Source organism: Mesorhizobium sp. B2-8-9, assembly GCF_006439475.1.
GTDB lineage: Bacteria > Pseudomonadota > Alphaproteobacteria > Rhizobiales > Rhizobiaceae > Mesorhizobium.
The window spans coordinates 21263-35400 of record NZ_VFTQ01000004.1 but is presented as its reverse complement, the minus strand read 5'-3'; the positions used below and the strand labels follow the sequence as shown (position 1 = coordinate 35400).

18 protein-coding genes are annotated in these 14138 nt (G+C 62.9%); 5 read left to right on the top strand and 13 right to left on the bottom strand.

Going from position 1 to position 14138, the window contains the following annotated elements:
* Positions 1-14 precede the first annotated feature (14 nt).
* A complete protein-coding gene (gene grxD / locus FJ423_RS06340) occupies positions 15-350 on the bottom strand; it encodes a Grx4 family monothiol glutaredoxin (protein ID WP_059185116.1) in 336 nt (111 codons plus the stop codon).
* Between the two features lie 305 nt (positions 351-655).
* Between grxD and FJ423_RS06335 the strand changes: the two genes are divergently transcribed.
* Entirely contained in the window at positions 656-1384 is a 729-nt protein-coding gene (locus FJ423_RS06335) for a DJ-1/PfpI family protein (RefSeq protein ID WP_140840164.1), read from the top strand.
* 40 nt (positions 1385-1424) lie between these two features.
* Here FJ423_RS06335 and FJ423_RS06330 read toward each other — a convergent pair whose 3' ends face one another.
* The 5 genes from FJ423_RS06330 to FJ423_RS06315 all read right to left on the bottom strand — a co-directional run bounded on the left by FJ423_RS06330 (position 1425) and on the right by FJ423_RS06315 (position 6171).
* Positions 1425-1658: a BolA family transcriptional regulator gene (locus tag FJ423_RS06330; protein WP_040995401.1), complete on the bottom strand. Its 234-nt coding sequence runs from the start codon at positions 1656-1658 to the stop codon at positions 1425-1427.
* 101 nt (positions 1659-1759) lie between these two features.
* Positions 1760-1900 (bottom strand): hypothetical protein, encoded by a 141-nt coding sequence (locus FJ423_RS34760; protein WP_348642878.1) that lies wholly within the window; start codon positions 1898-1900, stop codon positions 1760-1762.
* 153 nt (positions 1901-2053) lie between these two features.
* Positions 2054-2287: a hypothetical protein gene (locus FJ423_RS34755; protein ID WP_348642877.1), complete on the bottom strand. Its 234-nt coding sequence runs from the start codon at positions 2285-2287 to the stop codon at positions 2054-2056.
* A gap of 93 nt (positions 2288-2380) precedes the next feature.
* Positions 2381-4612 carry a phosphoribosylformylglycinamidine synthase subunit PurL gene (gene purL, locus FJ423_RS06320; protein ID WP_140840162.1) on the bottom strand — a complete coding sequence of 744 codons (2232 nt, stop codon included), beginning with the start codon at positions 4610-4612 and terminating at the stop codon, positions 2381-2383.
* 149 nt (positions 4613-4761) lie between these two features.
* Entirely contained in the window at positions 4762-6171 is a 1410-nt protein-coding gene (locus FJ423_RS06315) for a PLP-dependent aminotransferase family protein (protein WP_140840160.1), read from the bottom strand.
* 91 nt (positions 6172-6262) lie between these two features.
* On the opposite strand from FJ423_RS06315, the gene FJ423_RS06310 reads away from it, so the two are divergent.
* Positions 6263-6511, top strand: coding sequence for a DUF1127 domain-containing protein (locus FJ423_RS06310; protein WP_140840534.1), 249 nt, complete (start codon positions 6263-6265; stop codon positions 6509-6511).
* A gap of 4 nt (positions 6512-6515) precedes the next feature.
* Here FJ423_RS06310 and FJ423_RS06305 read toward each other — a convergent pair whose 3' ends face one another.
* The 5 genes from FJ423_RS06305 to purC all read right to left on the bottom strand — a co-directional run bounded on the left by FJ423_RS06305 (position 6516) and on the right by purC (position 9389).
* Positions 6516-7163, bottom strand: a complete 648-nt coding sequence (locus FJ423_RS06305; RefSeq protein ID WP_140840158.1) for a Pr6Pr family membrane protein — start codon at positions 7161-7163, stop codon at positions 6516-6518.
* A gap of 7 nt (positions 7164-7170) precedes the next feature.
* Positions 7171-7581 carry a hypothetical protein gene (locus FJ423_RS06300; protein ID WP_140840156.1) on the bottom strand — a complete coding sequence of 137 codons (411 nt, stop codon included), beginning with the start codon at positions 7579-7581 and terminating at the stop codon, positions 7171-7173.
* 39 nt (positions 7582-7620) lie between these two features.
* Positions 7621-8289, bottom strand: coding sequence for a phosphoribosylformylglycinamidine synthase subunit PurQ (purQ, locus tag FJ423_RS06295; RefSeq protein WP_140840154.1), 669 nt, complete (start codon positions 8287-8289; stop codon positions 7621-7623).
* A gap of 2 nt (positions 8290-8291) precedes the next feature.
* On the bottom strand, positions 8292-8531 hold the full coding sequence (gene purS, locus FJ423_RS06290) for a phosphoribosylformylglycinamidine synthase subunit PurS (protein ID WP_140840152.1): 240 nt from the start codon (positions 8529-8531) through the stop codon (positions 8292-8294).
* Between the two features lie 63 nt (positions 8532-8594).
* Entirely contained in the window at positions 8595-9389 is a 795-nt protein-coding gene (gene purC / locus FJ423_RS06285) for a phosphoribosylaminoimidazolesuccinocarboxamide synthase (RefSeq protein WP_040995384.1), read from the bottom strand.
* A 274-nt stretch (positions 9390-9663) separates the two neighbouring features.
* Between purC and FJ423_RS06280 the strand changes: the two genes are divergently transcribed.
* Positions 9664-9984: a DUF1476 domain-containing protein gene (locus FJ423_RS06280; protein WP_095765208.1), complete on the top strand. Its 321-nt coding sequence runs from the start codon at positions 9664-9666 to the stop codon at positions 9982-9984.
* A gap of 218 nt (positions 9985-10202) precedes the next feature.
* Positions 10203-10976: an HpcH/HpaI aldolase/citrate lyase family protein gene (locus FJ423_RS06275; RefSeq protein ID WP_095765209.1), complete on the top strand. Its 774-nt coding sequence runs from the start codon at positions 10203-10205 to the stop codon at positions 10974-10976.
* An 8-nt stretch (positions 10977-10984) separates the two neighbouring features.
* Here FJ423_RS06275 and FJ423_RS06270 read toward each other — a convergent pair whose 3' ends face one another.
* The gene (locus FJ423_RS06270; protein ID WP_140840150.1) at positions 10985-11542 is read right to left on the bottom strand and encodes an alpha/beta hydrolase; all 558 of its coding nucleotides are present in this window, start codon (positions 11540-11542) and stop codon (positions 10985-10987) included.
* A 199-nt stretch (positions 11543-11741) separates the two neighbouring features.
* On the opposite strand from FJ423_RS06270, the gene FJ423_RS06265 reads away from it, so the two are divergent.
* Positions 11742-12554: a VOC family protein gene (locus tag FJ423_RS06265; RefSeq protein WP_140840147.1), complete on the top strand. Its 813-nt coding sequence runs from the start codon at positions 11742-11744 to the stop codon at positions 12552-12554.
* A 55-nt stretch (positions 12555-12609) separates the two neighbouring features.
* On the opposite strand, the gene purB is transcribed toward FJ423_RS06265, so the two are convergent.
* Positions 12610-13917 (bottom strand): adenylosuccinate lyase, encoded by a 1308-nt coding sequence (gene purB, locus FJ423_RS06260; RefSeq protein WP_140840145.1) that lies wholly within the window; start codon positions 13915-13917, stop codon positions 12610-12612.
* Positions 13918-14138: the final 221 nt, after the last annotated feature.

Genomic DNA, 14138 nt, shown 5'->3' with positions numbered 1-14138 from the left:
CCGACGCAATCCGATCAGGCGGCGCCTTTGACGCTGACGCCCTTTTCGACCAGGAAGTCCTGCAATTCACCGGCTTGGAACATCTCGCGCACGATGTCGCAACCGCCGACGAATTCGCCCTTCACATAGAGCTGCGGGATGGTCGGCCAGTTGGAATAATCCTTGATGCCCTGGCGCAATTCGGCCGAGTCGAGCACGTTGACGCCTTTGTAGTCGGCCCCGATATAGTCGAGGATCTGCACCACCTGGCCTGAGAACCCGCATTGCGGGAAACCGGGCGTGCCCTTCATGAAGAGCACGACGTCGTTGCTCTTCACTTCATTATCGATGTAGTCGTTGATGCCGGTCATGAACAATCCTTTCATGCCTGTGGGAGCCAGGCTCGAAGCATGTCCTTCAAATAAACCCATAGGTTGGCTGAAACAAGACGTTAGCCGTGACGCTGGCCCAATGGCGCAAAAGTCGGCGCGGTTTGGGCCAAACCGAGTGACGGTGGATTCGTAGTGATGAATCTGAGCTTGGTGCCCGATGCGGAAGACGTCTCCCGGCCCAGATCTGCCCCCTCGGAGCTATGACCCGTTGCGCATATCTTCACCAAGCGCGATGATCTCCGCTGCGCCAAGCCGGCGTTCTGGCATTTGGAGGCGAATGCGGCATGTCCGGTTTCGATATCGGCTTCGTGATCTTCCCTGGAATCACGCAACTCGATTTTACTGGCCCGTTTGAAGTCTTGAGCCGGCTTGGAACGCCTGCCTCGATCTCTGCCGCCAGCAAGTTCCCTCAATCCAGAACCCACGTTGTCGCGAAGACCATGCTACCGGTTTCGAGCGACCGCGGTCTCGGCATCATGCCCACCTGCACGTTTCAGAGCTGTCCCCCGCTAGACCTGATTTGCCTGCCCGGTGGCGCAGGCGTTGTGGAAGCTCTCGCCGATTTCGAGACGGTCGACTTCATTCGCCGCCAGGGCGAGCAGGCAGAATATGTAACCTCCGTTTGCATGGGCGCCTTTCTTCTTGGTGCGGCCGGGTTGTTGAAGGGACGTAGGGCTGCGACACATTGGGCCTACGTCGATCTGCTCCCCTTGGTCGGCGCCAGTCACGAAAAGGGGCGGGTAGTGCGCGACGGCAATGTCTTCACCTCGGGCGGCGTCACTTCGGGGATTGACTTCGCATTCCGCATCGTCGCCGAACTTGCTGGACCGGAGGTCGCGCAAGCCATCCAACTCGGGATCGAGTACGACCCGTCTCCTCCCTTTGATTCAGGTCACCCTGACAAGGCATCCGAGGCGGCCATCGCGCTCATGGTTCAACGCAACGAAAAGGCCTACACGGGGATTCGCGAAGGACTCAAAAAATTGGTCATCCCCGGCAAATTTCCGCGCTAAGGGACCTACAACTCCAGTTCCAGCCGTCAGATTTCAACCACTAGTCCGGAACGCTGGTCTGCAGCGCCAGAGCATGCAGGACACCGCCCATCTTGCCCTTCAGCGCGTCATAGACCATCTGGTGCTGCTGGACGCGGCTTTTGCCCCGGAAACTCTCGGCCACCACTTCGGCCGCATAATGATCGCCGTCGCCGGCCAGATCGCGGATGGTCACTTTGGCGTCGGGAATGCCTTCCTTGATCAGTTTTTCGATGTCGTGGGCATCCATTGCCATGGCAAAATCCTGTTTCAAGCGGGCAGGCTGTGTGGTGTGACTCGGGGTGAGCCTAGAACCTTTCCAGCCCGGATTGAAGCCGTTCCGTCGCAGGAGGAAGCCTAGGAATTATCCGGGCTCGGATGAACCACACCGTCCTCGCTGATGTCATCGCGCGTCGAATAGGCGCGGCCGAGGCTGAAGACCAGCACGTAGAGCGGGACGTTGATCAGCAGGCCGACGATGGGAACATAGCTCGTCATCCGCCATGCAGTTGAGAAGAAGGCCTGACCGTAGCCGTCGCAGATCAAGGACGAGCCATAGTCCCAAACCGCCCCGACCGCGGCGGCAACGGCAAAGAGCTTGATGCAGGTCGCGATGTGCTTTGCCCGCGCCGGCTCCGGAGAAAACCTGTTTCACAGCACGAGGCAGGCGATTGGAACCGCGTAGATCAGGCTCTGCACGATGAGCATCGGCAGCGTGCCGTTTGCCGCCGCCAGGAACTCGGCGCGGGTTTCTAGCCGGGGGCAGACCTCGCTCGAGGTCGTCGACAGCAGGAACAGGGCGAACGGTCCGAGAAACCAGAAGAAGAACAGAGACGGCCAGAAGACGACTGCGACCAGCGCCCTGGCGGTTAAATCATGTCGCATAAAAAAGGATTTATGCGACATGATTTAGGGCTTTTGTCGTAGGCATGTCTTTTTCCCGAAACCGCTGCACACTTTCGGGAGACATGCTTCTGGTCAACTGGCCTGATCCATGAAGCGCGGGAACCAGCCCTCATGGGCGGCGGTCAATTCACTGACCGGGATCGGCCGTGCGTCAGCCAGCTTCAATTCACGTCCGCCGGTGGTGCCGATCCATGGCGCGAAGATGCCGAGCTTGCTCTGCTCCTCGCGGATCCTGTCCCATTCGCCGCTTTGCGGGTCGATCGATAACGTCAATAGATAGCGGCCTTGGTCCTCGCCGAACCAGACCGGAATCGGGTCGGTGCCGGTGAGGCCGGGGATGGTGGCGCCGATGCCGGAGGCCATAGCCATTTCGGCCAGCGCTACCGCCAGGCCGCCGTCGGAGACATCGTGGGCCGATGTCACGATGCCGGAAGCGATCAGCGAGCGCACATGGTCGCCGACGCGCTTCTCATGCGCGAGGTCGACGGGCGGCGGCGGACCGTCGGCGCGGCCATGGATGTCACGCATATAGGCGGACTGGCCGAGATGGCTGCCCCATGTCGGTGGCGCGCCGACAAGCACGATCATCTGGCCCTCGGCGGCAAAGCCGATGCGCGCCATCTTCGACCAGTCGGCGATGAGGCCGACGCCGCCGATCGTCGGGGTCGGCAGGATGCCGCGGCCATTAGTTTCGTTGTAGAGCGAGACATTGCCCGACACGATCGGGAAGCCGAGCGCGCGGCAGGCATCGCCGATGCCTTTGATGGCGCCGACGAGCTGACCCATGATCTCCGGCCGCTCCGGATTGCCGAAATTGAGATTGTCGGTGGCAGCAAGCGGCAGGGCGCCCGTTGCCGTCAGGTTGCGCCAGCATTCGGCCACAGCCTGCTTGCCGCCTTCGTAAGGATCGGCCTCGCAGTAGCGCGGCGTGACGTCGGAGGAAAAGGCCAGCGCCTTGGTCGGGTGACCTTCGACGCGCACGACGCCGGCATCGCCGCCTGGAAGCTGTAGCGAATTGCCCTGGATCAGCGTGTCATACTGCTCCCACACCCAGCGGCGCGAGGAGAGATCCGGCCCCCCCAGCATCTTGAGCAGCGCGTCGGCGACATCGGCCTTCGGCGCGTCGTTCGCGGCAAGCGGCGTGGGTTTCTTCGCCTCGACCCAGGGGCGGTCATATTCCGGCGCCTCGTCGCCCAGTTCCTTGATCGGCAGATTGGCGACCTCGTCACCCTGGTGGATGACGCGGAAGCGCAGGTCATCGGTGGTCTTGCCGACGATGGCGAAGTCGAGGCCCCATTTGCGGAAGATCGCCTCGGCTTCCTCTTCCTTCTCGGGGCGCAGCACCATCAGCATGCGCTCCTGGCTTTCCGACAGCATCATCTCATAGGCGCTCATGCGCTCCTCGCGCACCGGCACCTTGTCAAGGTCGAGCTCGATGCCGAGGTCGCCCTTGGCGCCCATCTCGACCGCCGAGCAGGTGAGGCCGGCCGCACCCATGTCCTGGATGGCGATGACGGCGCCCGACGCCATCAGCTCGAGACAGGCCTCCAGCAGGCATTTTTCGGTGAAGGGATCTCCGACCTGCACGGTCGGACGCTTCTCCTCGATCTTGTCGTCGAATTCGGCCGAGGCCATGGTGGCGCCGCCGACGCCGTCGCGCCCGGTCTTGGCGCCGAGATAGACGACCGGCAGGCCGACGCCCTTGGCCTGCGACAGGAAGATGGCGTTGGTCTTGGCAAGACCCGCCGCGAAGGCATTGACCAGAATGTTGCCGTTGTAGCGAGCATCGAAATTGACTTCGCCGCCGACGGTCGGCACGCCGAAGGAATTGCCGTAGCCGCCGACGCCCGAAACCACGCCCGCGACAAGGTGCCGGGTCTTGGGATGATCCGGCGCGCCGAAGCGAAGCGCGTTCATTGCCGCCACCGGCCTGGCGCCCATTGTGAAGACGTCGCGCAGGATGCCGCCGACGCCGGTCGCGGCACCCTGATAAGGTTCGATGTAAGAGGGGTGGTTGTGGCTCTCCATCTTGAAGACGACGCAGTCACCGTCGCCGATGTCGACCACGCCGGCATTCTCGCCTGGACCCTGGATGACCTGCGGACCGCTGGTCGGCAGCGTGCGCAGCCATTTCTTGGAGGACTTGTAGGAGCAGTGCTCGTTCCACATCGCCGAGAAGATGCCGAGCTCGGTGAAGCTTGGCTCGCGGCCGACCAGATCGAGGATGCGCTGGTATTCGTCCGGCTTCAGCCCATGCGCGGCGACGAGCTCGGGAGTGATCGGCACGGAATTGGAAATGGTCATGAGCGGCGATTTTTGTCCGTGGAAGAGGGGAGTTTCTTTGAGTCTCCTCTTATCGCAAGCTTTCGCGCGATACACCCCACCGGATGACGAAAAAAGCCGGAAAACGGCCCCTGCCGGCGGAGGCCAGGGCCTAGAGCTCGCCAGCTTGATCAGGAAAAACTGTCGTAGCCGGCGCGGCCTTCGTCGAGCAGGCGGCGAATGACGGCGACGCCGCCGGCGACATCCTTGCTTTGCCGCGGCTGCGACACGCCAAAGCGCACGCCGTGAAAGACCTGCTCGGAGCGGCCGGCCTTGAACTCGTCCTCGTCGTCGATGAGCACGCCTTGCGCCAGGCAGGCGTTCTTGAAAGTGCCGGACAGCCACGGGTCCGGCAAGGTCAGCCAGACGAAGGGCACGTTGTCGCGCGCCTTGAAATCAAAACCCGCCAGCACTTCGCGCACGATAGCGAGGCGCACCTGGATTTCGCCAATGCAGCGCTTGCGGATCTCGCCCGCCTGGCCCGACATCACCAGCCTCGTGCCGACCTCGGCCAGCAGAAAGGGCAGGCCGCCGGTCATCATCTTGTGCGCGACACGGATGCGGTGGCGATAGGCCGGTGGGCAGGAAAGCCAGCCGCCGCGCACGCCTGCCGCGACCGACTTTGACAGGCCGCCGGCGACGATCGTGCGCTCGGGCGCGTATTCGGCCAGCAGCGGTGTCGGGTCGTCGGTGAGTTCGCCGTAAAGATCGTCCTCGATCAGCGCGACATTGTACTCACGTGCGATCTTGGCTATCGCCTGCCGCCGCTCCGCCGACAATGTCACCAGCGTCGGGTTCTTAGCGGTTGGCATCAGGAACATCAGCTTTGGATGTTTCTGAGCGCAGACGCGCTCGAAATCATCCGGGTCGATACCGTCCTCATCAGTCAAAACCAGCGCCGTGCGGCGGCCGATCAGCCCGGCGCTGCGTGCGATCTGCGAATAGGTGAGGTGCTCGAAGACCACGTAGTCGCCGGGCATGGTCAGCGCCGCGATCGCCGCCATGACCGCGGCATGGGTGCCCAGCGTCGGCACGATCGAATCGAGCGGGGGGCGGAAGGCATTGCGTGCCAGCCAGCGGCTTCCGGCTTCGGACCACCGTTCGGGAAAGTCCCGCGTGTAGCTCGAAATGTCGTGCGGATGCTCCTGCGCCGTGCGTGCCAGCATGTCGGCAATCACCGCGCCCTGGCCGACATCGGGCGCGGCGGTGCTGTCGAAGCGCAGCTTGCCGCTTGGCGCATCGATGGGGCGCGTGCCCTGGATGGCAGGTTCCAAATCCGGCTTCGGGTCTGCGGCGCGCTGGCCTAGCACATAGGTGCCGCGGCCGACCTCGCCGCTCACAAGGCCCCGCTCGCGCAGCAGCTGATAGGCCCTGCCGATGGTGCCGACGGTCGTGCCGATGTCATAGGCGAGGTCACGCTGCGGCGGCAGTTTTGCACCGGCATCGATGACGCCCTTGTCGATATCTGACTCAATGCTGTCAGCAAGGCGCTGGTAGAGCGGACCGGAGCCAGAGGAAAGATCGGGGAGCCAATTTGTCATGGTGACAATTTTCTATATTGCACCGCGCGATGAGTCAATTCATATCGATCTCGCGATTGGGAAGGTACAATCGGAACAAGGCAGAATGACAATGGATACAATCGAGACAATTCGCTATGCTCGCCCGGTTTCTGGCGCGCAGACCGATCAACAGAGCCGTCGCGGCTTCGTCGGTCGCCTGGTATTCGTGCTCCGTTCCGCCGCCAAACAAATCGATCGCATGCTTGAGCGCCGGCGCGGTCGCCTCGCGCTCCTGGAGATGACGGACGAGCAGCTCAAGGATATCGGCGTCTCGCGCTGCGACGCCCATAGCGAAGGCATCAGGCCATTTTGGGAATGATGGTCTATCTTCGGGTTGCGGGCTTTCTTCGCAACCGGCCGATACCGTGATCGACAAGCACGGCGAGCACGCACAATGCGATGAACAGGGCCGTGACGCCAAGCGCCGAAATGGCAACGCTGGCGGCGCCGTTCTTGGCGACGTCGAGGAATGGGTAGGGTATTTCTCCGGCGAAGGGCGCGCGTATCAGCGCGTAGGCGAGATAGGCGACCGGATAGATCATCCACCAGGTGATGTCGCTCCACTGCCGCCTGCCATCGGCGCCCGCCACCAGCCACCACAGCACGAACAGCGCCGGCGTCACATAGTGCAAGAGGACGTCGCAGAGCAGGAACAAACCCCGCGGCTGCCAGAGCTTCGCCAGGACTGTGGTGTAGACGATGAAAACCAAAGTCATGGCCACGGCGACGCCAGTCCGCGTCCGCGGTCCGGCAAAGGCTGGGAACCAGGCATAGCCGGCGGGTGACAGCAGCGAGGCGTGCACCATCACAGCGGCGATGTTGGTCAGGATGGTGAAGAAGCTGAAATAGAAGACGATCGAGCTTAGCAGGCCACGGCCTGCGGCCATAGATGCCGGGATGGTGATGGCGAATTGCAGGACAAGCGCAATCAGCCCGACAGCCAGTCCCGCCGTCTGCAGGAACCGGGCCACGACAACCTCAGGCGGCAGCCGCGCAGGACGGATTGCCGGCCTGCCAGCGGGCGATGTCGGAACCGATGCGCGCGCCGAGCGGCTCGTTCATCAGCGGCCCGAACACGTCGACGCGGCGGGAATTTCCCTGCGCCTGCACGACCAGCAGCGGCTTGCCGCCATAATGCTTGGCGGGCACCAGCAGGAAGCGCGGCGTGCCGCTGTAGGAATTGAGCTCATTGGCCATCTGGTAGGGCTTGAAGGCCGGGTCCTTGCTGGCGATCCAGCATTTGTGCGCAGCGATGGCAACCTGTTCCATGGCGAGCAGCGAGGCGCTCTTGCCTGAGGGAACCGGCGTGGTCTTGGGGCTGGACTGGCAGGAAGCCAAGGCAAGCCCGGCGGCGGCCAGGAGAGCAAGGCGAGCAATCGTCAGTCTCATGGTCAGTCCGCCCCCGCGTTCCGATAGGATGTTAAAGGATCAGGCAGCGATGCCGAGCGCGCTTTGGAAAAGCGCCCGTCCGTCCTCGCCGCCATGCGCCGCCTCGATCAGGTTTTCCGGATGCGGCATCAGGCCGAGCACATTGCCCTTGTCGTTGACGATGCCGGCAATGTCGTTGATCGAGCCGTTGGGGTTGGTGTTTTCCGCATAGCGGAACACCACCTGGCCTTCGCCTTCTAGCCTGGCAAGCGTCTCGGCATCGGCGAAATAGTTGCCGTCATGATGCGCCACCGGCGAGCGGATGACCTGTCCGGGCTGGTAGCCGCGGGTGAATATGGTGTTGGCGTTGGCGATCTCGAGCTTCACCTGCCGGCAGACGAATTTCAGCGAGGCGTTGCGCATCAGGGCGCCGGGCAGCAATCCCGCCTCGACCAGAATCTGAAAACCGTTGCAGACGCCGATAACGGTCACGCCCTTGGCCGCCTTTTCGGCGACGGCCCGCATCACCGGCATGCGCGCCGCGATGGCGCCGCAGCGCAGATAGTCGCCGAAGGAGAAGCCGCCCGGGATGGCGATCAGGTCGACATCGGGGATTTCTGTGTCGGTCTGCCAGACGGTCGCCGGCGCCTGGCCGGAAATCTTGGTCAGCGCCGCGATCATGTCGCGGTCGCGGTTGAGGCCAGGCAGGAGGACGACGGCTGATTTCATTGTCAGGCGATCTCCACCGCGTAGTTCTCGATCACCGTGTTCGCAAGAAGCTTGTCGCACATGGCCTTTAGGTCGGCTTCGGCCTTGGCCTTGTCGGTTCCGGCGAGCTCGATGTCGAACACTTTGCCCTGCCGCACTTGGCCGACGCCATCGAAGCCCAGCCCGGAGAGCGCGTGCTCGATCGCCTTGCCCTGCGGGTCGAGGACGCCGTTCTTGAGGGTTACGGTGACACGGGCTTTCATCGATGCTCCTGGGCAGATCGTCGTTTAGGAAGGCCTGCCATTGTCCGGCAGGCCCGTCAATGTTCAGTGCTTCAGGCCCTTGGGCGCCTCGGAAGAGGCGACGAGCACGGGGCCCGTCGGGCGCGGCGGCTCGTTCTCGTTGATGATGCCGAGACGGCGGGCAACTTCCTGATAGGCTTCGACCAGACCGCCCATGTCGCGGCGGAAACGGTCCTTGTCGAGCTTGTCCTGGGTGGCGACGTCCCACAGGCGGCAGGAGTCCGGCGAGATCTCGTCGGCGACGACGATGCGCATCATGTCGCCCTCGAACAGGCGGCCGCATTCGATCTTGAAGTCGACCAGCTGGATGCCGACGCCGAGGAACAGGCCGGACAGGAAGTCGTTGACGCGGATGGCCAAAGCCATGATGTCGTCGATTTCCTGGGGGCTTGCCCAGCCGAAGGCGGTGATGTGCTCTTCCGACACCATCGGGTCGTCGAGCGCGTCGGCCTTGTAGTAGAATTCGATGATCGAGCGCGGCAGCACCGTGCCTTCCTCGATGCCGAGGCGCTTGGATAGCGAGCCGGCGGCGACATTGCGAACCACCACCTCGAGCGGGATGATCTCGACTTCCTTGATCAACTGCTCACGCATGTTGAGCCGGCGGATGAAGTGGGTGGGGATGCCCATCCGGTTCAAGTGGTTGAAGATGTGTTCGGAAATGCGGTTGTTGAGCACGCCCTTGCCATCGACCACTTCATGCTTCTTCTTGTTGAAAGCGGTGGCATCGTCCTTGAAAAACTGGATCAGCGTCCCCGGCTCAGGGCCCTCATAGAGGATCTTGGCCTTGCCTTCGTAAATGCGGCGGCGATTTTTCATTTGATTTTTTCTCTGGATCTGCGGGCAAGCGGCGAGTGACCGGTTCCTGCCCGTCTGCCTAAATTAGTATGGCGAAGGCGGCGTTCAATGCCGGTGTTATCGCAATCGTCTTGTTTGCTCAATCCGCAAATCCCGCGAATCAACCGCTTTCGGGACTGAAATGCCGCAGCGCAGCATGCGACGAAGCATATTGACCGGCCCGCGGCCTTTTGGTTTGTGCTTGCCCACCACACATATTCACCGCCAAGCGAATCGGATTGATCGGAGGGATGTCATGAGCAGCATGAAAGACCGCGAAGAGGGTTTTGAGCGCAAATTCGCCTTCGACGAGGAGCTTCGCTTCAAGGCCGCGGCGCGCCGCAACAAGGCGCTTGGCCTGTGGGCCGCCGAGAAACTGGGCAAATCCGGCGCCGATGCCGAAGCCTATGCCAAGGAAGTGGTGGTCTCCGATATCGAGGAAGCGGGCGACCACGATGTTTTCCGCAAGATACGCACGGATTTTGACGCGGCCGGCGTCGCCCAGTCCGACCATCAGATCCGCCGCACCATGGACGAGCTGATGGCGCAGGCGATCGAGGAGATCAAGAACAGCTGAGGCTGTGCGGACATGATGTCGTCCGAGAACCGCTTTGCGCTCTTCGGCATCATCCCCTATCTCTTTGTTTTTACGCAATTCCGGACGGAAAACCGTTACGCATTCTCCTGAAATTGCTCTGACTGGACCAATCGACCGCTCGGCCAAACCGGGCGGTTTTTCTTTGCCTTCGCGTCGTTTCCGGCCAAAACTGCGGATTGTTCACAAGGAAACTTTCGATGTCGCTCAAGTCCCGCCTGGCCGCCGACGAAACGCTGTTCACTGCCTGGTCGGGCGTGCCGGACGCACTCACGGTCGAAATTATCGCCAAGCAGGGTTTTGACGCCGTCACCCTCGACATGCAGCATGGCGGCCATCATGAGGACAGCGTGCTGCGCGGCCTGGTCCCGGTTCTAGCCGCCAACAAGCCGGCGCTGGTGCGCATTCCGGTCGGGCGCTTCGACATGGCGAGCCGCGCGCTCGATTTCGGCGCCGAGGCGGTGATCGCGCCGATGGTGAACTCCGTGGCCGATGCAAGGCAATTCGCCGCCGCGATGAAATATCCGCCGCTGGGCGAACGCTCCTGGGGCCCCACCTATGCTTTCCCGCGCCATGGCAAGGGCGACCATGCCGAATGGCTGCGCGACACGAACCAGCGCACCATGGCTTTCGCCATGGTCGAGACGCGGGCTGCCCTCGAGGCGCTGGACGGTATTTTAGATACGCCCGGCATCGACGGCATCTTCGTCGGTCCGTCGGATTTCTCGATCGCCTGGTCGAACGGCACCACCATCAATTCGACGCTGGAAAGCATGATGGAGACGGTCGCGTCGATCGCCGAGCGGACCCGCAAGGCCGGCAAGCATGCCGCGATCTATGTCATCGAACCGGCGATTGCCGGGCGTGTCGTGTCGATGGGTTTTCGGCTGCTCGCCATGGGCTCGGACCACACGCTGATCTCGCTCGGCGCGAAAACGCTGCTGAAGAGCATGCGGGATTCGATCGGCTCCTGAAGCCGGCGTTACGGCTCCTTCAACTCCGCCAGGAATTTGGCGAAAGTCATCGAACCCTCCGGCCACGGGCCGAAGCCGGCGTCGTGGTTGAGATGGCCGGCCTCGCCGGCATCGATGAAGAGCGATCCCCAGGCGGCGGCAATGTCCTCGGCGACTGCGAAGGCGCAGAATGGATCGTTGCGGCTGGCGATCACGATGGACGGAAAAGGCAGGGGATCGCGCGAATAGGGGCCGAAGGTCATCAGATGCCTTGGCCTGATTTCCGGATTGGAGACGTCGGGCGGCGCGACGAAGAACGCGCCGGCGACCGGCTTCTTGAATTGCGGGATGGCCTGCACCGCCGCCGTCACGCCCAGCGAGTGCGCAACAAGCACCACGGGCCGCTCGGCCTCGTTGACGGCGTTGGCCACGCTCGCCGTCCAGTCCTCACGCACGGGTTTGGTCCATTCCGCCTGCTCGACCCGGCGCGCCGTCGACAGTTTCGATTGCCAGCGGGTCTGCCAGTGCTCGGGGCCGGAATTGGTGTAGCCCGGCACGATCAGGATATCTGCGTCTTTGACTTTCATGGCGCCGATGTAGCGAGCGGCCTTCTTGGCTGCAACCCTGTCGGAAAATTCGGAGCGATCACAATTGTGAACAACTTGTTCGATTCTTGCTCTCTTGTGTGAACGATCGCAATCGACGATTTGGAGGGGAACAACGAACACTGGCTGGCGGCCACGACAATCCCATGCTGGGATAAGCGCTGCCCGAACGGAGAGTTTGATGAGCGAACTGCCTTTTGCCGCGACCACCCCGGTCAGCGTGTCGCGTGTCGGGCTAAAGGCGCGCGATTCCGAAAGCCTGGCGGCCTATTACCGCGCCGTCGTCGGCCTGCAGGAACTGAGCCGCGCCGACGGCGCGATCACGCTCGGCGCAGCCAATCGGCCATTGCTGGTGCTCGAACAGGATTCGTCGGCCAAGCCCGACGATCCGCGCAGCGCCGGCCTTTTTCACACCGCTTTCCTTTTGCCCTCGCGCGCGGACCTTGGCCGCTGGATCAGCCACGCCGCCGCCAACCGTATCGGCATCGAGGGTGCGTCGGACCATCTGGTCAGCGAGGCGCTCTATCTCACCGATCCGGAAGGCAACGGCATCGAGATCTATGCCGATCGCCGCCCGCAGGACTGGAAATGGAACGGCGACAGAATTGCCATGGCGACCGAGCGGCTGAACCTGCAGGCGGTGGTGGGCAGCGTCCCGGCGGGCGATGCCGGCTGGCAAGGCGCGCCGGAAAACACCATTGTCGGCCATGTGCATCTGCGTGTCGGCCGGCCGGAGGACGCGGAGGCCTGGTGGCATGACCAGTTCGGCTTCGACACCGTCGCCAAATATGGCGGCCAGGCGGTGTTCCTGTCGTCCGGCCATTACCACCACCATATCGGCGCCAATGCCTGGCAGAGCGCCGGCGCCGGCCGCCGCGATCCGTCGCGCTCAGGCCTCGCCTGGATCGAGATGCGCTCGGACAATGTGAAGGAGGAGACGAGCCGTGAGGATCCCTGGGGGACGGTGATCAGGACGGTGCCTGGGAAGGCTTGATCGGGCGTCGGTGACAGCGTCTTTCTCCCCGTATAGAGACGGGGCGAAGGAAAGATCAAGCCTCTCCGAACACCCGCTTGAAGATCGTGTCGACATGCTTGGTATGATAGCCGAGGTCGAATTTCTCGCGGATCTCGGCTTCGGGCAGCGCCGCCGTCACGTCCTTGTCGGCAAGCAGTTCCTCCAGGAAATCGGCGCCGTGTTCCCACACTTTCATGGCGTTGCGCTGCACCAGGCGGTAGGCGTCCTCGCGTGACAGGCCGGCCTGGGTCAGTGCCAGCAGCACGCGCTGCGAGTGCACCAGACCGCGGAACTTGTTGAGGTTCTTCTCCATGTTCTCGGGGTAGACGAGCAGCTTGTCGACGACGCCGGTCAGGCGCGACAGCGCGAAATCCAGCGTTACCGTCGCATCCGGCCCGATCATGCGCTCGACCGAGGAATGCGAAATGTCGCGCTCGTGCCAGAGCGCCACGTCTTCCATCGCCGGCATGGCGTAGGCGCGCACCATCCGGGCAAGGCCGGTGAGGTTTTCGGTCAGCACCGGGTTGCGCTTGTGCGGCATAGCCGACGAGCCCTTCTGGCCCGGCGAGAAATACTCTTCCGCTTCCAGCACTTCGGTGCGCTGCAGATGGCGGATCTCTATGGCGAGGCGTTCGACCGACGAGGCGATGACGCCAAGCGTGGCGAAGAACATGGCGTGGCGGTCGCGCGGGATCACCTGGGTCGACACCGGCTCCGGCTTCAGGCCAAGCTTTGCCGCCACATGCTCTTCGACATAAGGCTCGATGTTGGCGAAGGTGCCGACCGCGCCGGAAATGGCGCAGGTGGCGATGTCCTCGCGCGCGTGCACCAGCCGCTCGCGGCAGCGCGAGAACTCGGCAAAGGCCTGCGCCAGCTTGACGCCGAAGGTGGTCGGCTCGGCGTGGATGCCATGGCTGCGGCCGATGGTGACGGTGTCCTTGTGCTCGAAGGCGCGGCGCTTCAGCGCCGCAAGCAAGGCGTCGATATCGGCAAGCAGGATGTCGCTGGCCCGGGTCAGCTGCACCGCAAGGCAGGTGTCGAGCACGTCCGACGAGGTCATGCCCTGGTGGATGAAGCGGGCATCCGGTCCGACGAATTCGGCGAGATGGGTCAGGAAAGCGATGACGTCATGCTTGGTGACGCGTTCGATCTCGTCGATCTTGGCGACGTCGAATTTGGCCGCGCCGCCTTTTTCCCAGATCGTCTTCGCCGCTTCCTTCGGAATGACACCCAGCTCTGCCAGCGCATCGCAGGCATGCGCCTCGATCTCGAACCAGATGCGGAAGCGGGTTTCGGGCGACCAGATGGCGACCATTTCCGGCCGGGAATAGCGAGGGATCATCCGTTTTCTAAGTCCTGCCTGGGAGAAGCGTCGGCCGCGTCCTAACAGAGCCAGGCCCAATGCTCAACGCCGCTGCCGCGCAAACCAGGTACTGACCGCGACGAGCGCGGTTTGTCATCTGTCTCATCAGCGTCATGCTTATCACGCCACGATGAACGAGGCGCGCCGTGCGATGCATCCAATCCGGCGTTCATTTGTTATTGTCGGCCGTCTCGCATCCG